The sequence below is a fragment of the Hyphomicrobium sp. genome (assembly GCF_020852195.1).
Lineage (GTDB): Bacteria > Pseudomonadota > Alphaproteobacteria > Rhizobiales > Hyphomicrobiaceae > Hyphomicrobium_C.
On the sequence record NZ_JADZBI010000219.1, the window covers coordinates 1 to 20006 of the forward strand.

Genomic DNA, 20006 nt, shown 5'->3' on the forward strand with positions numbered 1-20006 from the left:
AACGGGGAGAGGTCGGGCCGAAGGCCCGGGTGAGGGGGCGCCACGCGCGCCGCACTTGGTGGGAGATATAGCCATGGCCCGCGCGCCGGCCCTCCAGGAGATCGAGGAGCTGCCCGAGGCCGACCGCCTCGACGGCTTCCCGCATCCGCGCGCAACGCAGCGCCTCTACGGCCACGAGGTTGCCGAGCGCATGCTCGCGACCGCTTTCGCTTCGGGCCGCATGCATCACGGCTGGCTGATCGCCGGCGCGGACGGTATCGGCAAGGCAACGCTCGCCTACCGCTTCGCGCGCTACGTTCTCGCCGATCCCGCCGAGCGCCACCCCGACACGCTCGAGGTCGCGCCCGAGACGCACGCCGCACGCCAGGTGCTCGCGCTCTCGCATCCGGGGCTGCTCGTCATCCGCCGCGCCTGGGACCCGAAGGGGAAGCGCTTCCCGGCCACCATTCCCGTCGACGAGGTGCGCCGCCTGAAGGCGTTCCTTGGCCGCACCATGGACGACGACGCCTGGCGCGTCGTCATCGTCGATCGCGCCGAGGAGCTGAACGTCTCCGCCGCCAACGCGCTGCTGAAATCTCTTGAGGAGCCGCCGCCGCGCACCGTCTTCCTGCTCGTCTCATCGGCGCCGGGCCGCCTGCTGGTCACCATCCGCTCGCGTGTGCGCACGCTGGACCTCACAGCCCTTGCCGACGAGCCACTGCGCCGCGCCGTCACCCAGGCCTTCGCGGCCGGCGGCGATGACGTCACCGCCGCCGCACCCGCGCCTTCCGAGTGGGAGCGCCTTGCCCGCCTCGCCGATGGCAGCGTGCGCCGCCTGCTGTCGCTGCACGCCGCCCAGGGGCTCGCGCTCCATGACAGGATCTCTGCAATATTGAGCGGCCTGCCCGCTGTCGATTGGGGCGCAGCGCACGCGCTCGGCGACGAGCTGTCAGGCCAGGCCGCCGACCAGCGCTACGAGCTCTTCTTCGAGCTCCTGATGGGCGCCATCGCCCGCCTGGTCGAGGCCGCGGCCCGCGGCACGGGGCCGTCCGGCGAGGCTGCCCTCGCGGCGCGCCTGATCGGACCCGCCCGGCTTGCCTCCTGGGCCGGCTTGTGGGAAAGAGTGGCCGCGGACAAGGCCGAGACAGCCGCGCTGAACCTCGACCGCAAAGCGCTCATCCTCGACGTCGTTTCCCGGCTGGAGGCGGCGTCCCGTCCCTAGACCATGATCGCTTCTGGCCCTATCTGCCTGAGACGTAAAATCATCGGTCTCACCAGTGTTCGTTTCGGAAGCCCGCTCGACAATGACCCGGCTCGACAGAAGGCCAGCGCGATTGATCCGAATGTGAGGGTTATCCCCGCGCGCCTTCGGCGGCTTGAGCATGATCGGTGTCATAAGTCTTCCGGACAGAGGTCCACAAGAGGTCCCATGAGCGGGCGAGAGAAGTTCTACATCACGACGGCGATCTCCTATCCCAACGGCGTGCCCCACATCGGCCATGCCTACGAGGCCATCGCCACCGACGCCATCGCCCGCTTCGAGCGGCTCGACGGCAAGGATGTCTTTTTCCTCACCGGCACGGACGAGCACGGCCTCAAGATGAAGCAGACGGCGGTGAAGGAGGGCCTCGCTCCCCGCGCGCTCGCCGATCGCAACGCTCAGCGCTTCGTCGAGATGGTGGCGGCGCTCGGCGTCTCCAACGACGACTTCATCCGCACCACCGAGCCGCGCCACTACGAGGCCAGCGCCGAGATCTGGCGCCGTATGGAAGCGTCCGGCGACATCTTCAAGAAGAAGTACGGCGGCTGGTACTCGACGCGCCAGGAGAACTACTACAAGGAAAGCGAGACCGAGCTACGCGACGGCCAGCGCTACGAGACCGAGAACGGCACGCTCGTCGAATGGATGGAGGAAGAGACGTACTTCTTCCGCCTCTCGGCCTACGAGGAGCGCCTGCTCGCCCACTATCAGGCGAACCCGGACTTCATCCTGCCGGTCGAGCGGAGGAACGAGGTCGTAAGCTTCGTCAGGAGCGGGCTCGAGGACCTCTCCATCTCGCGCTCGACGCTGGACTGGGGCATCCCGGTGCCGGACGCGCCGGGCCACGTCATGTACGTCTGGGTCGATGCACTGACGAACTACGTGACGGCGACCGGCCTCCTGAACACACCGCAGGGACCGCGCGCCGGATTCTGGCCCGCCGATGTGCATGTGATTGGCAAGGACATCGTGCGCTTCCACGCCGTCTACTGGCCGGCATTCCTGATGTCGGCCGGCCTTGCGCTGCCGAAGCGCATCTTCTCGCACGGCTTCGTGCTCAGCAAGGGCGAGAAGATATCGAAGTCGGTCGGCAACGTGGTCGATCCGTTCGACCTCGTGCGCGCCTACGGCTGCGACCAGGTGCGCTACTTCTTCCTGCGCGAGGTGATGTTCGGCCAGGACGGCAACTATTCACCCGAGGCCATCGCCAATCGCATCAACGCCGACCTCGCTAACAACCTGGGCAACCTGGCGCAACGCTCGCTATCCATGATCTACAAGAACTGCGACGGCAGGATCCCGGAGCCGGGCGACCTCACCGACGCCGACAAGGCCATCCTGGAGGCAACGGATGCGCTTTACGACGCGGCGCGCGCGGCGATGGATAAGCAGGCCGTGACGCGCTACCTCGACGCCGTGTGGGCGGTCATCGCCGACGCCAACCGCTACTTCGCGGCCGAGGAGCCGTGGGTCAAGAAGAAGACGGACCCGAAGCGCATGGAGACCATTCTCTATGTGACGGCGGAGGTCGTGCGCCAGTTCGGCATCCTGGCGCAGCCGGTGATGCCGGATCTTGCGGGCAAGCTGCTCGACCTGCTGGCGCTGTCGGATGAGGATCGCACCTTCGCCAAGCTCGGCGCCGTCGGCCGCCTCGTGCCGGGCACGGCGATCCCCGAGCCGCAGGGCGTCTTCCCGCGCTACGTCGATCCGGAGGAGCAGGCAAAAGCGCCGCCGCCTCCGAAGCAAAAGAAAGCCAAGGGCGAGAAAGGTTGATGATCGCCTGAACGGATGCGGCGGATGTCCCCATCCCCCGGCGGGGAGGGGCTAGGGGTGAGAAGCTTGAAGCAAACCTCTCGACGGGTTCTCCAGCTCCTCACCCCACCTCGAGCTTCAGGCCTGCGGCATGAAGCTCGACTCTCCCCGTCAACGGGAGGATGACGGCATCCGCGCTCCTGAGTAGCGACAGGATGATAAGATCGGAATACACACTGATGCTGGTCGATCACCACTGCCACCTGGACTTCCCCGAGTTCGCCGCCGATCTCGACGGCGTGGTGGCGCGCGCCAAGGCGGCCGGCGTCGGCACGCTGGTGACCATCTCCACCCGCATCCGCAAGTTCGACCAGATCCGCGCCGTCGCTGAGCGCTTCCCCGACGTCTGGTGCTCCGTCGGCACCCATCCCCATAACGCCGACGAGGAGCTGGATATCCCGACGGCCGAGATCGTGCGCCTCTCGCAGCACCCCAAGGTCGTCGCCATCGGAGAGGCCGGCCTCGACTATCATTACAAACATTCCTCGCCGGCGGGACAGGCGGAGGGCTTCCGCAACCACATCGCCGCCGCGCGCGAGACCGGGCGGCCGCTCGAGATCCACACCCGCGAGGCCGACGCCGACACGCTCGCCATCATCGAGGACGAGCACGCCAAGGGCGCCTTCCCCGCCGTTCTGCATTGCTACACCGGCGGCCGCGGGCTCGCGCTCCGCGCCGTCGATCTCGGCCTCTACGTGTCGTTCTCCGGCGTCATCAGCTTCAAGAAGACGGAGGCGCTGCAGGACATCGCCCGCGACGTGCCGCTCGACCGCATCCTGGTCGAGACCGACGCCCCGTTCCTGGCGCCGGTTCCGTATCGCGGCAAGACCAACGAGCCGGCCTACGTCGTGCATACGGCGGCGGCGCTGGCGCGCATCCGCGGCCTCACCGAAGCCGAGATCGCCCGCGCCACGACGGAGAACTTCTTCCGCCTCTACACGAAGGCCCGGCCGCCCGCTGGCGTGGAGCGCGCCTCGGCATGACGCTACGCTTCACGATTCTCGGCTGCGGGTCCTCCGGCGGCGTGCCACGCATCGGCGCAGGCTGGGGCAAGTGCGATCCCACGAACCCCAGGAACCGCCGCCGCCGCTGCGCCCTGCTCGTCGAGCGGCGAGGCCCGCGCGGCACGACAAGCGTGCTGATCGATACGCCGCCGGATCTGCGCGAGCAGCTTCTCTCCGTGCGCGCCGACGCGCTCGATGCGGTGCTCTTCACGCACGATCATGCCGACCACACGCACGGCATCGACGACCTGCGCATGATCGCCTACGCCATGAAGCAGCGCGTGCCGTGCTACTTCGATGCCGCGACGCAGGCGAGCATCGTCGGCCGCTTCGCCTACTGCTTCGTGCAGCCGCAGGGCTCGACCTATCCGCCAATTCTCGTTGCCGAGCGGTTGATTCCGGGCGAGCCCGTGCGCGTCGAAGGCGCGGGCGGGCCGATCGAGGCGCTTCCGGTCAAGCAGTTCCATGGCGACATCGAAAGCCTGGGTTTCCGCTTCGGCAACGTCGCATACTCGCCGGACATCTCCGCGCTGCCGCTCGACTCGATGCCGCTCCTGGAGGATCTGGATCTCTGGATCGTCGACGCGCTGCGCTACACGCCGCATCCGAGCCATTTCTCGGTCAAGGAGGCGCTGCAGCACATCGAGCGCCTGCGCGTGAAGCACGGGGTCCTGACCCACATGACCGGCGACCTCGACTACGACGCCTTGCGCCGCGAGCTTCCCCCGCACGTAGAGCCCGCCTACGACAACATGGTGATCGAGCTCTGAACCGATCGGGTGTCTGATACGCCCCTGGGTCCCGGATAAGGCTTCGGTCATGCTGAAAGCATACCTCCGCCTTTCCGGGATGACACGTTGGAGGCACGCACGCCTGTCATCTTGCAGAGCCGGGACCAGGGGGCCACGCGCGCGGCGGCTCAGCGGGACCGAATCTAAGCGTCGTTGCTGGCGGCAAGCGGCGCGGCGGGTTGGGCTCCATCCGCCCGGTAGCGCACGATCTTGCCGTTCTCGGTCTGCGTCGGCAGCAAGAGCGGCAGCGCAAAGGCCGCCACCTGCTCGGGCTCGACGAGCTTGCTCTTGTCCTCGCCGGGAAACGCTTTGGCACGCAGCGCTGTGCGCAGCGGGCCGGGATCGAGCAGCGTCACACGCACGTTCGTGTTGGCAAGCTCGTGCGCGTAGCTCTTGACCAGCGCTTCGAGGCCCGCCTTCGACACCGCGTACGGACCCCAATAGGCGAGATCGGCCGCGGCCGCGCCTGCGGTGACGAACAGCGCCCGCCCTGCCTCCGCGCGCTTGAGCAGCGGATCGAGCGTGCGGATCAGCCGCCAGTTGGCGGAGAGGTTGATGTCGAGCACGCTCTGCCAGGCATCGGCGCTGATGTGCGGCAAGGGCGAGAGCGGACCCAGGATGCCGCCGGCCGCCACCAGGATGTCGAGCTTTCCCCATCGCTGGTAGAGCACGGGGCCGATCTGGTCGATGCGGTCATGCGCTCTGAGGTCGAGCTTGAGGATGGTGGCGTGCCCGCCGAGGGCGCGGATCTCGTCGTCGAGCTCCTCAAGTGCGCCGATGGTGCGCGCGCAGATCACAACGTGGGCGCCCTCGCGTGCCAATGCCAGCGCCATAGCCCGGCCGAGGCCGCGCGAGGCGCCGGTGACGAGAGCAATGCGGTCCTGGAAACGGGGGCGGGGCGACATGCAGGCCTTTGCTGGCTCTTCGGGACGGGCAGTGTACGCGCGGAGCCGCCCCGGAGAGAAGTGCGCTCTTCCCGCTTAGTTTCCAACCTCCAAGCCCGCGAGGCTTATATGCAAGTCGAGAACGACGCTAAGACTGCGGCCATCAAGCTCCTGGCCGGCTTGCGTGGCGGGCGGCCTTCGCCGGCGTGACGGAGAGATTAGGCGGACGGCGCATCCGCAATACTGACGTCATCCCGGCGAAGGCCTGGATCCACGCAAGTCCCCACGTGCGCACCGTCTGAGAAGACAAGAGATCGCCGGCTCACCCCACCTCGGCCAGAAGCGAGAGCTGGCGCGTGCCGGCCTGGCCGTTCTGGTCGGTCAGCTCCGTCGGGTACTCGCCGGTGAAGCAGTGGTCGGTGAACTGCGGGGAGACATCGTCGCGCCGGTCGTAGCCGACCGCACGATAGATACCGTCCACGGACAGGAACGCCAGGCTGTCCGCACCCATGAAGGCGCGCATGCCCTCGAGGTCGTAGTTGGCCGCCAGGAGGGCCGTCTTGCTCGGCGTGTCGATGCCGTAATAGTCGGAATGCGTGATCGGCGGCGAGGAGATGCGCATGTGCACCTCGCGCGCGCCGGCTTCATACATGAGCTGCACGATCTTCTTCGACGTCGTGCCGCGCACGACGCTGTCGTCGATGAGCACGATCCGCTTGCCGCGGATGACGCCCGCGTTGGCCGAATGCTTGAGCTTGACGCCGAGCTGGCGAATGCGCTGCTCGGGCTCGATGAAGGTGCGCCCCACGTAGTGGTTGCGGATAATGCCGAGCTCGAACGGCACTCCCGACTCGCGGGCGAATCCGATGGCGGCGGGCACGCCCGAGTCCGGGATCGGGACGATGACGTCGGCGTCCGCCGGGGCCTCGCGTGCAAGCTGCACACCCATCTGCTGGCGCACGTCGTAGACGGAGCGGCCGCCGATGATGCTGTCGGGCCGCGAGAAGTAGATGTACTCGAAGATGCAGGGCCGCGCCGGCCTGCGCGGGAAGGGACGATGGCTTTCGAGCCCTTCGGCGGTGATGACGACCACCTCGCCGTTCTCGACCTCGCGCAGGAACTCGGCGCCCACGATGTCGAGTGCGCAGGTCTCGGAGGCGAGTACGTAGGCGTCGCCCAGGCGGCCGATCACCAACGGGCGGATGCCGATCGGATCGCGCGCGCCGATCAGCATGTCGTTGGTCAGCGCCACCAGCGACCAGGCGCCCTCGATCTGGCGGATCGCCTCGACGAAGCGCTCGACCATGCGCCGTTTCTTGGAGCGGGAGAGAAGGTGGAGGATGACCTCGGTGTCCGAGGTGGAGGGGAAGAGGGCGCCCGTGTTGATCAGCTCCTGGCGCAGCGTAAGCGCGTTGGTGAGGTTGCCGTTGTGGGCGACGGCAAAGCCGCCGGTGTCGATGTCCGCGTAGAGCGGTTGCACGTTCTTGAGCGCGGGCTCACCGGTCGTCGAGTAGCGGTTGTGACCGACCGCCATGGAGCCCTTGAGGCGATGGATGACCTCGGCCTCGTTGAAGTTGTCGCCGACGAGCCCGAGGCGGCGCTCGGAGTGGAACTGCTTGCCGTCGTAGCTGACGATGCCGGCGGCCTCCTGGCCGCGATGCTGGAGCGCGTGCAGCCCGAGCGCCGTGATCGCCGCCGCATCCGGGTGCCCAAAAACACCGAAGACCCCGCATTCCTCGCGGAGTCTGTCATCGCCCATCTTGGACAGGCCGAAATCCGGAAAGGTATCGCCCCCGGCCCCGGGTGCGTGGTCGTGCGCCATGGCTGCCTCCCGCTAAAGCATCCGCCGCAACTACTTTTACGCAACGCTCGATGCAACGGATGCTCGCCGCAAGCTTCACCGAGGGCCATGCCCTCTCCCGTCGCATGCGCGGAATATATGATAATCACGCAGGTGTTAAAGAGCTTTGTTGCAACTGTCGCAGATCCGTCGCGGGCTATGGCGCCCGAGGCGCATCCCGGAGCAAGCCATTGCGCGGAAGACGCTCCTAGACGTTGCTCCGGCGTAAAAAATTCCAGCCGGCTACTGCGCCGGAGGCGCCTCGGGGGTCGCCGGCGGCTGCGTCAGCGTGGTCGGCATGTAGGTCTCGAGCACACCCCGGATGACGTGGCCGGTGTCGCGGATATAGGGCGTGGACAGACCATCCCGCACCCAGGGCAGGTGATTCTGCTCGTCGGGGACAAAAGAGGCGTAGAACATGGAGGGGATGACGACCAGCAGGAAGCCGCGGGCGAGCCCGAACAGGAAGCCCAGGATGCGGTCGATCATGCCGACGCTCGAATCCAGGATCACGTCCGAGATGCGGGACGTGATCAGGTGCACGATGATGAGCACGATGAGGAAGATGACGGCGCCGATGGCGATCTGGGCGACGGCCACCTGGGTGTTCATCTGGGCGGCCATGTCCTCGGCCACCTTCTTGTAGTTCAAGACGAAATAGAGCGTCGCGCCAGCCGCGGCGATCCATGACAGAATGGAGAGCAACTCGCGCGTGAGGCCGCGGTACATGGCGAGCAGCGCCGAGATGAAGCAGACCGCGAGCACCGCGGCGTCAAGATAGGTCAGCGGCCCGATCATGGTCTCGGCTCCTCTGGCATCGGCGTGCCTGGCGTGCTGCGCGTGATCCCCGCGTGTTCAGTCGCACGGGCCGAGGCTTGCCGCAAGATCCTTAAGATGGGAAATGCTGCGCAACTTGAGCTTGCTGCGCCCCCCTCCGACGTCCTTGGGAAGCTCCCCGCCTGCCGGAATGACAGCCCCCGTGAAGCCGAGCTTGGCCGCCTCCTTGAGGCGCAGCCCCATGTGCGGGGAGGCGCGCACCGCGCCCGAGAGCGAAATTTCGCCGAAGTGGATCTGCTTGGGATCGAGCGCCCGGTTCGCCAGCGAGGCGAGCAGCGCGGCTGCCGCGGCGAGGTCAGCCGCCGGCTCGACGATCCTGAGCCCGCCGGCGACGTTAAGATAAACGTCGTGGTGCGCGAACGAGACGCCGCAGCGCGCTTCGAGCACGGCGATCAGCATGGCGAGCCGGCTCTGCTCCCAGCCGACCACGGCGCGGCGCGGCACGCCGAGCCCCGACGGCGCGACGAGCGCCTGGATCTCGACCAGGATCGGGCGCGTGCCCTCCATGCCGGCGAACACGGCGGTTCCCGGCGCATTGGCGTCGCGCTCGCCGAGGAACAGCTCCGAGGGATTGGCGACCTCGCGCAGCCCCGTCTCCGCCATCTCGAACACGCCGATCTCGTCGGTGGCGCCGAAGCGGTTCTTGGTCGCGCGCAGGATGCGGTAGGTGTGCCCGCGATCACCCTCGAACGAGAGCACGGTGTCCACCACGTGCTCGACCGCCTTCGGCCCGGCGATCTGTCCGTCCTTGGTCACGTGCCCGACGAGCAGCAGCGCCGAGCCAGCCTGCTTGGCATAGCGCACCAGCGCCTGCGTGGCCGCACGCACCTGGCTGACGGACCCAGGCGCAGCCTCGAGCGCGTCCGACCACAGCGTCTGAATGGAATCGATGACGACCAGGTCGGCCGCCTTCTCCTCCCCAAGCGTAGCCAGGATGTTGGTGAGGCTGGTCTCGGCCGCGAGCGCCACCGGCGCATCCGCCAGCCCGAGCCGTGCCGCACGCAGCCGCACCTGCGCCGCCGCCTCTTCGCCCGAGAAGTAGATGGCACGCCGCCCCGCGCGCGCCAGCGCCGCGGCGAGCTGCAGGAGAAGGGTTGATTTTCCGATCCCGGGCTCGCCGGCGATGAGCAGCACGGAGCCCGGCACGATGCCGCCGCCCGTCACGCGGTCGAGCTCGGGCATGGCGGGCGCGAACCGCGGCGCCTCCTTCGAGACGCCCGCCAGGCTCTCGAGCTTGAGCGCGCGCCCCTTGCTGGCACGGGCGAGCCCGGTGCCGGGCGGTGGCGCCGAGGCCACCTCCTCGACGATGGTGTTCCAGTCGCCGCAGGCGGCGCACTTGCCCGACCAGCGCGCCGAGATCGCCCCGCAGCTCTGGCAGACGAACTGCGACTTGCCGGGCTTGCTCATGGAAGGGCGCCCCCGCCGGTGTAGCGGCGCACGAAGCGCGGCCCGAGCCGCGTCAGCACCTCGTAGCCGATCGTTCCGGCGGCCCGGCCCATGGCCTCGAGCGTGAGGCCCGGCCCGACCAGCGTCACGAGATCGCCGCGCGCCACCTCGCCTTTGACGTCGGTCACGTCGACGGTGATGAGGTCCATGGAAACGCGCCCCACGATGGGCGCACGTTGGCCGGTGACCATCACCACGCCGCCTTTCTTGCCCGCAGCCGCGCTGAGCGCACGCGCGATCCCGTCGGCATAGCCGGCCGCGACGACGGCGAGGCGCGTCGGCCGCGCGGTCTGCCACGTCGCCGAGTAGCCCACGCTGTCGCCCGTCTTGAGCGTACGCACCTGCAGTACGCGCGCCTCGACCGTGACCACCGGCGTGACCGGCGTCGGGCCGCCCTGGAACGCCTGTCCGCCGTAGAGCGCGTAGCCCGGCCGCACGAGATCGTAGCGATAGGCCGCGCCGAGCATCAGGCCGTCCGAGGCAGCCAGGCTGGCCGGCACGGCCGGCAGCAGCGCGCGGCGGCGGTTGAAGGCGGCGCGCTGCTTGGCGTTGTGCGGATGCGATGGATCGTCGGCGCACGCGCGGTGGCTGATCACGAGGCGCAGATCGAGCGCCGCGAGCAGCTCGGGGCTGTCGGCGAGCACCTTCACGTCGGATCCCGAAAGCCCGAGGCGATTGAGGCCGGTGTCGACCTGCAGCGCCGCGGGCAGCTTGCGGCCGACGCGCGCGGCCTCCCGCGCCCACTCCTCGACCTCGTCGAGGCTCGAGAGCACCGGCGCCGCGTCGGCGGCGAGCAGCAGGGGCGCCGCGCCCGGAAAGAGGCCGTCGAGCACGAACAGCCGCGCGTCGGGCGCGAGCAGCCGCGCCGCGCGCCCCTCCTCGGGCGTGGCGACGAAGAAGGTGCGGCAGCCGGCGAGTGCCAGCGCCGGGATCACCTCGGCCGCACCGAGGCCGTAGGCATCGGCCTTGACCACGGCGCCGCATTCCGCCGGCGCGACGAGGCGCGCGAGCGCCTGCCAGTTGGCCTGCAGCGCGCTGAGGTCGATGGTGATGACGCCCGTCGCGTCGAGCGGCAGCGGGGCCGTCATGCCGCCCCCCTACCACGCGGGGCGCCTTCAAGTGTCCCGACTGTGACGTGCATGGATCCCGGCCTGCGCCGGGATGACGGCAGAGGAAAGGTGGTCGGTCTGCCCCATCTCAACGTCACCCCGCCGGAGGGCGGGGTGCAGATACGTGTGGGAGAGGCAATGACCGGGCCTCCGCAGGACCGTATGAAAGTGCTCACGCAAACCGCTCGGGCAGCGCGTAGTCGCGCGCGAGGTTCGAGAACCGCGTGAACTGGCTCTCGAAGGCCAGCGCTACCGTTCCCACGGGGCCGTGGCGCTGCTTGCCGATGATCACCTCGGCTTTGCCGCTGACGGCCATCATCTGCGCTTGCCAATCGTTGAACTCCGCCGTGCCTTCGCGCGGCTTCTGCCGCTCGACGTAGTATTCCTCGCGGAACACGAACATGACAACGTCGGCGTCCTGCTCGATGGAGCCCGATTCGCGCAGGTCCGAAAGCTGCGGACGCTTGTCCTCGCGGGCCTCGACCTGGCGCGAAAGCTGGGACAGGGCGACGATCGGCACCGCCAGCTCCTTGGCCAGCGCCTTGAGGCCGGTCGTGATCTCGGTGATCTCCTGCACGCGGTTGTCGCCGCGCTTGGATGCGCCGGAGAGGAGCTGCAGGTAGTCGACGATCAGAAGATCAAGCCCCTTCTGCCGCTTGAGCTTGCGCGCGCGCGCTGAGAGCTGCGCGATGGAGATGCCGCCGGTCTGATCGATATAGAGCGGCGCCCGGCTCATTTCCTGGGACACCTGGACCAGCTTGCGGAACTCGTCCTCGTTGATCATGCCGCGGCGGATCTTCTCGGAGGCGACCTCGGCCTGCTCGGAGAGGATGCGCGTCGCGAGCTGCTCGGCGCTCATTTCGAGCGAGAAGAACCCGACTCGACCGCCGTCCACCGTCGTGTCCGTGCCGTCCGGCTGCTTCTCCGAGCGATAGGCCTTGGCGACGTTGTAGGCGATGTTGGTCACCAGCGCCGTCTTGCCCATGGAGGGGCGCCCGGCGAGGATGATGAGGTCCGACGACTGCAGGCCGCCCATCTTGTTGTCGAGGTCGTCGAGCCCGGTCGAGAGCCCAGACAGATGCCCGTCGCGCTCGTAGGCCGCGGCCGCCATGTCGATGGCATGCGTGAGGGCCGATCCGAAGCTCATGAACCCCTGGCCGTACTTGCCGCGCTCCGCGAGATCGTAGAGGCGCGTCTCCGCCTCCTGGATCTGGCTCTCCGGCGGAAAGTCGATCGGCGCATCGTAGGCCGAGTTCACCATGTCCTCGCCGAGCACGATGAGCTGCCGGCGCACGGCGAGGTCGTAGACAGTGCGCCCATAATCCTCGGCATTGATGATGGTGGTGGCGTTGGCGGCGAGCCGGCCCAGGTACTGCGGCACGGTGAGGTGCTTGTCGATCGGCTCCGCGGTCTCGAAGAACGTCTTGAGCGTGATCGGCGTCGCCTGCTTGCCGGCCTGGATCATCTTGCCGGCGATCTCGTAGATCTGCCCGTGCAGGGGATCGAAGAAGTGGACCGGCTCGAGGAACGCGGAGACGCGGTCCATGGCCTCGTTGTTGATCAGAATGGCGCCGAGCAGGGCCTGCTCCGCCTCGATGTTGTGGGGAGCTTCGCGGAACGCCACGGGTTCGGTCGCGTTGGCGGCCTCGCGCAGCTTGTCGGTCTGGAGGAGTGCGGTGTTTGTCATGGCGCGCACCCTACCCGCCGGCCCGAGTCGTCGCGAGCCACAACCCGCCCTCTCCACATTACCCACATGAGCACAAGTTGCCGCTTGAGTGAGGCGAATCGCACGGCCGACACCGCCAGCTTCTACAACCCGGCACGCCGCTCGCCGTGCGTGTGCGGAGGTTACGGCGTCGTCACCGCCCAGCCGCGATACCCTGCGGGCGATCGGTGTCCGGCCGTGCCAGCGGCAGCGCCTGCTCCGCCGCCGCGATGTAGTCGCGCGTCATCGGCAGGGTGTCGATGCGCCGGATGAACTGCACCTGGAACACGACGAAGTTCTGGAAGCGGAACGCGGCCTCCGAGCCCGCCAGGTAGAATTCCCACATGCGGCAGAACTCCTCGCCCGCGATGGCGACTGCCGCCGGCCGGTTGGCGAGGAAGCGCCGCCGCCAGGCGAGCAGCGTCTCCGCATAGTGGAATCGCAGCACCTCGACGTCGGACACGATCAGTCCCGAGGCCTCAACCGCCGTCATGATCTCGGACAGCGCCGGGATGTAGCCGCCGGGGAAGATGTAGCGCGCGATGAAGGGATTGGTGCCGGCCGGCCGGTCCGTCCGCCCGATGGTGTGCAGCAGCGCCGTGCCGCCGGGCGCGAGCAGCCGCGCGACGGTCGAAAAGAACGTCTTGTAGTGCGGCAGGCCGACGTGCTCGAACATGCCGACCGAGACGATGCGGTCGAACGATCCCGTGACCGCCCGATAGTCGCAGAGATCGAAACGCGGAACATGCCCCTCGGGTGCGGTGCGTGCCCGCTCGCGCGCAATTTTGATCTGCTCCTCCGAGAGCGTGATGCCCGTGACGTCGGCGCTGGAGGCCCGCGCGAGGTAGAGCGCAAGCCCACCCCATCCGCTGCCGATGTCGAGCACGCGCTGCCCGGGCTCCAGCCTGAGCTTGGCCGCGATGTGCCGTTTCTTGGCCGCCTGCGCATCCGCGAGGCTCATGTCGGGCTCGGCGAAATAGGCGCACGAATACTGCCGGTCCGGATCGAGGAACAGCTCGTAGATCCTGGGATCGATGTCGTAGTGATGGTGCACGTTCTTCTGCGCGCGCCGGATCGGATTGAACTGCGTCACGGGCCTCAGCAGGCGGCGCATCGCCCCGAGCTGCTGCGCGAAGCGCGGGTACGGCCTATCCATGAGATTGCGCATCATGAGCGCGATGAAATCGTAGATGTTGCCCTGCGTGACGCGGAGCCGTCCGCTCATGTAGCCTTCGCCCGCCGCCATCTCGGGATCGAGCGCAAGGTGCCATTCGAGCCGCCGATCGGCGACCTTGACCGTGACCGGCGGTCCGCTGCCGTCGCCGAAGCGATGGGCCTCGCCGGCGGCGTCGATGAAGGTGAGATCGCCCTCGCGGACGACATTCGAGAGAACAAGGGAGAGGAGCTTCAGCATGGCAAATCTCTTCCGGGTGCCACCCCCCGAGGCACGGCCAATAAATTCCTCCTTGATTTCTAATAGGAAGATTTGTGTGCAATTGCGAGAGGGCAAAAAAGAAACGGCGGCCCGAAGCTGCTGCTTCAGACCGCCGCATTCGTTGCTGACGCATGTCGCAGAGCGACGCGGCTATTAATCCGCCTGCGCCTGCGCCTGCGCCTCGCCTGCCTCGCCTTCGACGGCGGGCGCAGCCCCTTCCTCGAACACGCCATCCGGATTGAAGGTCTCAATCTCGAGTGCCTCGCCCTTGACCACGGTCACGTCCTCGCCGCGGGCCTGCTTCTCGGCTTCCTCTTCCGAGCGGGCGACGTTCAGCACCACCTTGACGATCACCTCAGGGTGGAGCTGTACCTTGGTGTCGTGCAGTCCGAGCGTCTTGATCGGGCGCTCGAGCACGACCTGGCGCCGGTCGACGGTGAAGCCGCCGGCCGTGATCGCCTCGGCGATGTCGCGCGTCGAGACCGAGCCGTAGAGCTGGCCCGTGTCGCCGGCCGAGCGGATGGCGGTGAAGGTCTGGCCTTCGAGCTTGCCCGCGACGGCCTCGGCTTCCTTCTTCTGCTCGAGGTTGTTGGCCTCGAGCTGCGCGCGCTGGGTCTCGAACTGGGCGAGGTTCTCCTGCGTTGCGCGCAGCGCTTTCTTCTGCGGCAGCAGGAAGTTGCGGGCATAGCCGTCCTTGACGGTGACGACGTCACCCATCTGGCCGAGCCGGCCGATGCGCTGAAGTAGAATGACCTGCATGATACGTGATCTCCTTTGACGAATTTCAAGCGTGGGGTTGATGAGGGGGTGGCCCGGGCGGAGCCCCGGAGCGCGCCCGGAGTTGGAGCACCGTCTCCGCCAGCCCGAGCATGGCGATGACGATCCCGATCCAGACGTTGACGATGAGCAGGGAGCCGTAGAGCGCCCAGAGCGCGATCGGACGCCACGGCTGTCCGCGCGTCGTGTAGTGCAGGATGGCGAGCCCGAGCAGGAGGTAGGCGAGGAACAGCCCGCCCGCGAACGCCGACGCCGCGAGCCCCGCGTAGCCCGTGAGCATGGTCGCCAGCAGCATGGCCCCGAACGCGAGCGGCGTGCCCGTCGGATAGGTGATGGCGGCAAGATCCGGCCACGGCCGGCCGAGCTGGCCCGAGGCGCGCGTCACGCGGCCCGCGAGCCAGAGATTGAACAGCAGGCTTCCCATCCACGACATGGCGGAGGCGGCCGGCAGCACGCCGAGCGCGATCTCGGAGAGCGACGCGATCTCGGCCTCGCTGAGCGGGGCTTGCCCCTCCGCGCGCGGCAGCCCGGCCTCGAAGGTGGTCCTGATGAAGTCGGCGAGCGCCTTGCGCAGCGTCTCGAGGTCGCCGCCGATGACCATGAGCATGGCGATGGCCATGAGGCCCGCCATCACCGCCGACCAGATGACGAGCCGGCCAGGCGGATACCATTCGACGGCCGACGCGTCGTCGGCGGTCACGGACACGCCGCTTTCGGAGAGCGGGCGGCTAAGCAGCGCGAGGTAAGTGAGCACGGCTATCGGCGCGGCTTGCGTGAGCGCGAACGCCGCCGCGATGGCGGGGTTACCGAAGACGAGGATGAGGCCTGTGCCGACGCCGCCCGCGACGATGGCGGCGCGCCAGCCCCAGCCGAGACCGGCCAGCGCGATCGGGAGCGGCGTGACGAACATCAGCAGCAGGCGAAAGAAAAGCGGCCCCGTGGTCGCAGAGGCGAATACCACCGCCGCAACCAGTCCAAGGCCAGCACCTGCCAGATAGGTCGTTCTCATGGGTTTAGCTGTCCCGCATCCGATGCGGTTAGGGTGAGGAGGCTTGCGCCGCTCATCCAACCTGAAATCATGTCCCCTCCCCGAGCGGGAGAGGGGACCGCCGTCTTACTTCAGCACGTAAGGCAGAAGCCCTAGGAAGCGGGCGCGCTTGATGGCGCGGGCCAGCTCGCGCTGCTTCTTGGCCGACACGGCCGTGATGCGCGAGGGCACGATCTTGCCGCGCTCGGAGATGTAGCGGCCGAGCGTGCGCACGTCCTTGTAGTCGATCTTCGGCGCCTGATCGCCCGAGAACGGGCAGGTCTTGCGGCGGCGGTGGAAGGGCCGGCGTGCGGCGATCTCTTGAATCTCAGCCATGATCAGCCCTCCGATCCGGTGCTGCCGGTATCCGGCTTGCTATCTTTGAAAGGCGGGCGCGGCGGACGCGGACCGCGGTCGCCGTCACGCGGCGGACGGGAATCGCCGCCTTCGCGCGGCGGACGCGCGCGGAACGTGGAGCCGCCCTCGCCGCCACCGCCGAAGCCGCCGCGATCGCCACCGCGGAACCCGCCGCGGTCACCGCCACGGAACCCGCCGCGATCACCGCCACGGAAGCCGCCGCGGTCGCCGCGCTCGTCGCGGTCCTGCTTGCGCATCTGCACCGACGGCTCGCTCTCGAGCTCGTCGACGCGCAGCGTCAGGAAGCGGATGACGTCGGTCGAAAGACCCATGCGCCGCTCCATCTCCGAGACCGCCGCGGCGGGGGCTTCGATGTTGAGCAGCGAGTAGTGCGCCTTGCGGCTCTTCTTGATCTTGTAGGCGAGGCCCTTGAGGCCCCAGTACTCGGTCTTGGTGACCTTGCCGCCGCCCTCGGTGATGACGTCGGAGTATTCTTTCGTCAGCGCCTCGACCTGCTGTTGCGAGACGTCCTGGCGTGCCAGGAAGACATGCTCGTAAAGGGGCATGTGGGACCTTTCCGTTCGAGTTGAGCGCACGAAATGCGCATCACGGCACCGCTTCGGCGCAAAGCCCCTAATGAGCCCCGAAGGCCCAAAGGCACCCAAAGAGCGGAGACACCGGGGACCAGATCCAAGGGCATGAGCCCAATAGACCAAGCCGCCGAGCTGTGAACAGCTCCGCGGCCCCGTTCAGCCTCCAACCGAAGCGCGTGACGGCGCGCCTTATACGGGTTTTCGATCCGCGGGCAAGGGGGAGGACGCTATTTCAGCGTCTTCTCGTAGGCGGCGAGGCAGTCGTCGCCGTCGCAGTCGACCCACCGTCCGCTCGGGAGCTGCACCTCCCACACGGCCTCCCGCTTGAGGCGCCCGGGCGCCGGAGACTTGTACGCTTGCTGCCGCGTTGAGCGGTAAAATTGACGGGTTTTCAGGGTCTTGCCGTCCCGAGTCTGGACCGTGCCGGTGCTGATCACCTCCCGCGGAAGCAGGTCCCACTGCCAGGCCGCGATGTAGGCCGCCACCAGCGCGACCATAATGCCGAGTATCCAGAGCATGCGCCGCCGTGCCTTCCCCATCCCAGATCCCCCGTGAGAGTGGGCCGATCCGCCCGTCCCGTCTAGCACCTCAGCGCCAGCCAGGCGTGCGCCAGGACCCCGGCGCCCCAGCCGAGGAAAACCCAATGAACCCAATAAGGCTCGGCCGTATACCAGTCGAGGATCGCCAGCGCCACGATCACGACCGCGAAAATCGATGCATGCGTGAGCACGTCGTGCCTGCGCAGGTCGTCCAGTGAGATAGACATCGGTCTCTCCATGCACGGAGCCGCATCAGGCTCGGACGGCAGGATAACGCGCCATCCCGTGTTCTGTTACCCCGGCTCTTGACAATCGCGGGGCAACATGTCGAAAGCGCCCGGAACAATGACAGCCTGTCATATTGGCGCCGGTGACCGTCGCCGGGCGGGCGCCGCGGGGCAGGAAGCGAGAAGGAGCGAGCGTGGCACGCGCATTCGTATTTCCGGGGCAGGGCAGCCAGGACGTCGGCATGGGCCGCGCACTGGCGGAGACGTACGCCGTTGCGCGCGAAGTGTTCGACGAGGTGGACGACGCGCTCGGCCAGAAGCTGTCCTCCATCATGTGGGACGGCCCCAAGGAGACGCTGACGCTGACCGAGAACGCCCAGCCGGCGCTGATGGCGGTGTCGATGGCGGTGGTGCGCGTGCTCGAGCGCGAGAAAGGCATCAAGCTCGCCGACACCGTGACGTATGTCGCCGGCCATTCGCTCGGCGAGTACTCGGCGCTGGCCGCGGCCGGCGCCTTTTCGCTGGCGGACACGGCCCGCATGCTGAAGCTGCGCGGCCAGGCCATGCAGGCCGCGGTTCCGGTCGGCCAGGGCGCCATGGTGGCGTTGCTCGGCGTCGGTCTCGACGTGGCCGAGAAGGTAGCGGCCGAGGCCGCGCAGGGCGACGTCTGCCAGGTCGCAAACGACAACGAGCCGACACAGGTGGTGCTGTCGGGCGCGAAAGCCGCCATCGATCGCGTGGCCGAGGTGGGCAAGGCCCATGGCGTGCGCCGCGCCGTGCCGCTGCCGGTGTCCGCTCCGTTCCATTGCGCGCTGATGCAGCCCGCTGCCGACGCCATGGCCGAGGCGCTCTCCAAGGTGACAGTCAAGGCGCCCGTGGTGCCCATGGTTGCCAATGTCGTCGCCCGCGCCGTGAGCGATCCCGACGAGATCCGCCGCCTGCTCGTCGAGCAGGTGACGGGCACCGTGCGCTGGCGCGAATGCGTGGGCTATCTCGCCGGGAACGGCGTCACCGAGGTGTTCGAGCTAGGCTCCGGAAAAGTGCTGGCCGGGCTAGCCAAGCGCATCGAGAAGTCGCTCGAGGCATCGAGCCTCGGCACCCCCGAGGACATCGAGGCCGCGGCTCCGAAGCTCGCCTGACCCCACCAAAAATTCCCTTCCTGCGAAAGGACCACTCATCATGTTCGACTTGACCGGCAAGAAGGCCCTGGTCACCGGCGCGACCGGCGGCATCGGCGCGGGCATCGCCCGCGCCTTCCACAAGGCGGGCGCCGAGGTCGCCATCTCCGGCCGCCAGGTCGACAAGCTCGAGGCTCTGGCCAAGGAGCTCGGCGAGCGCGTGCACGTCGGTCCCTGCGACCTCGCCGACAAGGCCGCCGTCGGCAAGCTGATCGACGAGGCCGTAGCCAAGCTCGGCCGCGTCGACATCCTCGTCAACAACGCCGGCCTCACCAAGGACAACCTGTTCATGGTGATGAAGGACGAGCAGTGGGACGACGTGATCGCAGTGAACCTCACCTCCACGTTCATGTTGATGCGCGCCGCCACGCGCCACATGCTGCGCTCGAAGACCGGCTACGGCCGTGTCATCAACATCTCGTCCGTGTCGGGCATCATCGGCAATCCCGGCCAGGGCAACTACGCGGCCTCGAAGGCCGGCATGATCGGCATGACGAAGTCGCTCGCGCGTGAGGTCGCCAACCGCGGTATCACCGCCAACTGCATCGCGCCGGGGTTCATCGCCACCGCCATGACGGACGTTCTGAACGACAAGCAGAAGGCCGAGATCGCCCAGCACATCCCGGCTCAGCGCTTCGGCGCGCCGGAAGACATTGCCGCTACAGCGGTTTACCTCGCGAGCCCGGAAGCAGGCTACGTCACGGGCCAGACGCTGCACGTGAACGGGGGAATGGCGATGGTCTAGGCCACGATCGCGGGGCCCCTCGGCAAGGACGCGTGCCGGTGGTTGGTTAAGTGCCGCTGGTCTCTCGCGAACCCGGTCCCGGGGGCAATGTGTCGCTGCGTTTCCCGACCACGAAGGGGGGGATGCGGTGCTGGCCAAGCCCCGGCAGATGTGTTAACGAGCCTCGTTTTTTTGCTGCGCAGCTCTGGGAAAAGCCCTAACGATCAACGCTCACGCGCTGTCGTCCGGGAGATCTCCTCGATGGCGTCGCCAGCACCTGGAACGAGACAGGATGTTGACTTCTAGAGCGCCCCGGTGGACGACGGGACCCGAGAAGACGATAGCAAGCCAAATCAGAAGACAGAGCAGGGACACACGAGGGAAGACGATGAGCGATGTCGCAGAGCGCGTGAAGAAGATCGTGGTTGAGCATCTTGGCGTCGAGGCTGACAAGGTCACGGAGAACGCCAGCTTTATCGAC

At 67.8% G+C, this 20006-nt stretch carries 19 protein-coding genes and 1 pseudogene; 7 read left to right on the plus strand and 13 right to left on the minus strand.

The window, feature by feature from the left end; translation table 11 throughout:
- The first annotated feature begins 73 nt into the window (after positions 1-73).
- From IT540_RS18135 to IT540_RS18150, 4 genes are all read left to right on the plus strand, one after another.
- A complete protein-coding gene (locus tag IT540_RS18135) occupies positions 74-1201 on the plus strand; it encodes a DNA polymerase III subunit delta' (RefSeq protein ID WP_291181061.1) in 1128 nt (375 codons plus the stop codon).
- 207 nt (positions 1202-1408) lie between these two features.
- Complete coding sequence (gene metG / locus IT540_RS18140; protein ID WP_291181063.1) at positions 1409-3013, plus strand: methionine--tRNA ligase; 1605 nt, start codon at positions 1409-1411, stop codon at positions 3011-3013.
- A 218-nt stretch (positions 3014-3231) separates the two neighbouring features.
- Positions 3232-4035 (plus strand): TatD family hydrolase, encoded by an 804-nt coding sequence (locus IT540_RS18145; protein ID WP_291181091.1) that lies wholly within the window; start codon positions 3232-3234, stop codon positions 4033-4035.
- Positions 4032-4826 carry an MBL fold metallo-hydrolase gene (locus IT540_RS18150; protein ID WP_291181064.1) on the plus strand — a complete coding sequence of 265 codons (795 nt, stop codon included), beginning with the start codon at positions 4032-4034 and terminating at the stop codon, positions 4824-4826. The genes IT540_RS18145 and IT540_RS18150 overlap by 4 nt, the downstream gene beginning before the upstream one ends.
- A gap of 164 nt (positions 4827-4990) precedes the next feature.
- Here IT540_RS18150 and IT540_RS18155 read toward each other — a convergent pair whose 3' ends face one another.
- The 13 genes from IT540_RS18155 to IT540_RS18215 all read right to left on the minus strand — a co-directional run bounded on the left by IT540_RS18155 (position 4991) and on the right by IT540_RS18215 (position 17623).
- On the minus strand, positions 4991-5752 hold the full coding sequence (locus IT540_RS18155; RefSeq protein ID WP_291181066.1) for an SDR family NAD(P)-dependent oxidoreductase: 762 nt from the start codon (positions 5750-5752) through the stop codon (positions 4991-4993).
- 301 nt (positions 5753-6053) lie between these two features.
- Entirely contained in the window at positions 6054-7490 is a 1437-nt protein-coding gene (gene purF / locus IT540_RS18160) for an amidophosphoribosyltransferase (RefSeq protein WP_291181093.1), read from the minus strand.
- 324 nt (positions 7491-7814) lie between these two features.
- Positions 7815-8369 (minus strand): CvpA family protein, encoded by a 555-nt coding sequence (locus IT540_RS18165; protein WP_291181067.1) that lies wholly within the window; start codon positions 8367-8369, stop codon positions 7815-7817.
- 57 nt (positions 8370-8426) lie between these two features.
- Entirely contained in the window at positions 8427-9815 is a 1389-nt protein-coding gene (radA, locus tag IT540_RS18170) for a DNA repair protein RadA (RefSeq protein ID WP_291181069.1), read from the minus strand.
- Entirely contained in the window at positions 9812-10942 is a 1131-nt protein-coding gene (gene alr / locus IT540_RS18175; protein WP_291181071.1) for an alanine racemase, read from the minus strand. Before alr ends, radA begins: the two co-directional genes overlap by 4 nt.
- 193 nt (positions 10943-11135) lie before the next feature.
- Positions 11136-12650: a replicative DNA helicase gene (locus tag IT540_RS18180; RefSeq protein ID WP_291181073.1), complete on the minus strand. Its 1515-nt coding sequence runs from the start codon at positions 12648-12650 to the stop codon at positions 11136-11138.
- A gap of 172 nt (positions 12651-12822) precedes the next feature.
- A complete protein-coding gene (locus IT540_RS18185) occupies positions 12823-14082 on the minus strand; it encodes a cyclopropane-fatty-acyl-phospholipid synthase family protein (protein ID WP_291181075.1) in 1260 nt (419 codons plus the stop codon).
- Positions 14083-14256: 174 nt separating this feature from the next.
- Entirely contained in the window at positions 14257-14862 is a 606-nt protein-coding gene (gene rplI, locus IT540_RS18190) for a 50S ribosomal protein L9 (protein WP_291181077.1), read from the minus strand.
- 25 nt (positions 14863-14887) lie between these two features.
- Positions 14888-15889, minus strand: coding sequence for a DUF2232 domain-containing protein (locus IT540_RS18195; RefSeq protein ID WP_291181079.1), 1002 nt, complete (start codon positions 15887-15889; stop codon positions 14888-14890).
- 105 nt (positions 15890-15994) lie between these two features.
- Positions 15995-16243 (minus strand): 30S ribosomal protein S18, encoded by a 249-nt coding sequence (gene rpsR, locus IT540_RS18200; RefSeq protein ID WP_020086627.1) that lies wholly within the window; start codon positions 16241-16243, stop codon positions 15995-15997.
- A 2-nt stretch (positions 16244-16245) separates the two neighbouring features.
- Positions 16246-16830 carry a 30S ribosomal protein S6 gene (rpsF, locus tag IT540_RS18205; protein ID WP_291181081.1) on the minus strand — a complete coding sequence of 195 codons (585 nt, stop codon included), beginning with the start codon at positions 16828-16830 and terminating at the stop codon, positions 16246-16248.
- A gap of 254 nt (positions 16831-17084) precedes the next feature.
- Entirely contained in the window at positions 17085-17396 is a 312-nt protein-coding gene (locus IT540_RS18210) for a hypothetical protein (RefSeq protein ID WP_291181083.1), read from the minus strand.
- A 41-nt stretch (positions 17397-17437) separates the two neighbouring features.
- Positions 17438-17623 (minus strand): 2TM domain-containing protein, encoded by a 186-nt coding sequence (locus tag IT540_RS18215; protein WP_291181085.1) that lies wholly within the window; start codon positions 17621-17623, stop codon positions 17438-17440.
- 194 nt (positions 17624-17817) lie between these two features.
- Here IT540_RS18215 and fabD point away from each other — a divergent pair, with 194 nt between their 5' ends.
- From fabD to IT540_RS18230, 3 genes and pseudogenes are all read left to right on the plus strand, one after another.
- The gene (gene fabD / locus IT540_RS18220) at positions 17818-18762 is read left to right on the plus strand and encodes an ACP S-malonyltransferase (RefSeq protein WP_291181087.1); all 945 of its coding nucleotides are present in this window, start codon (positions 17818-17820) and stop codon (positions 18760-18762) included.
- 40 nt (positions 18763-18802) lie between these two features.
- The gene (fabG, locus tag IT540_RS18225) at positions 18803-19546 is read left to right on the plus strand and encodes a 3-oxoacyl-[acyl-carrier-protein] reductase (RefSeq protein ID WP_291181089.1); all 744 of its coding nucleotides are present in this window, start codon (positions 18803-18805) and stop codon (positions 19544-19546) included.
- 367 nt (positions 19547-19913) lie between these two features.
- Positions 19914-20006, plus strand: a pseudogene (locus IT540_RS18230) (acyl carrier protein); the annotation flags it as partial.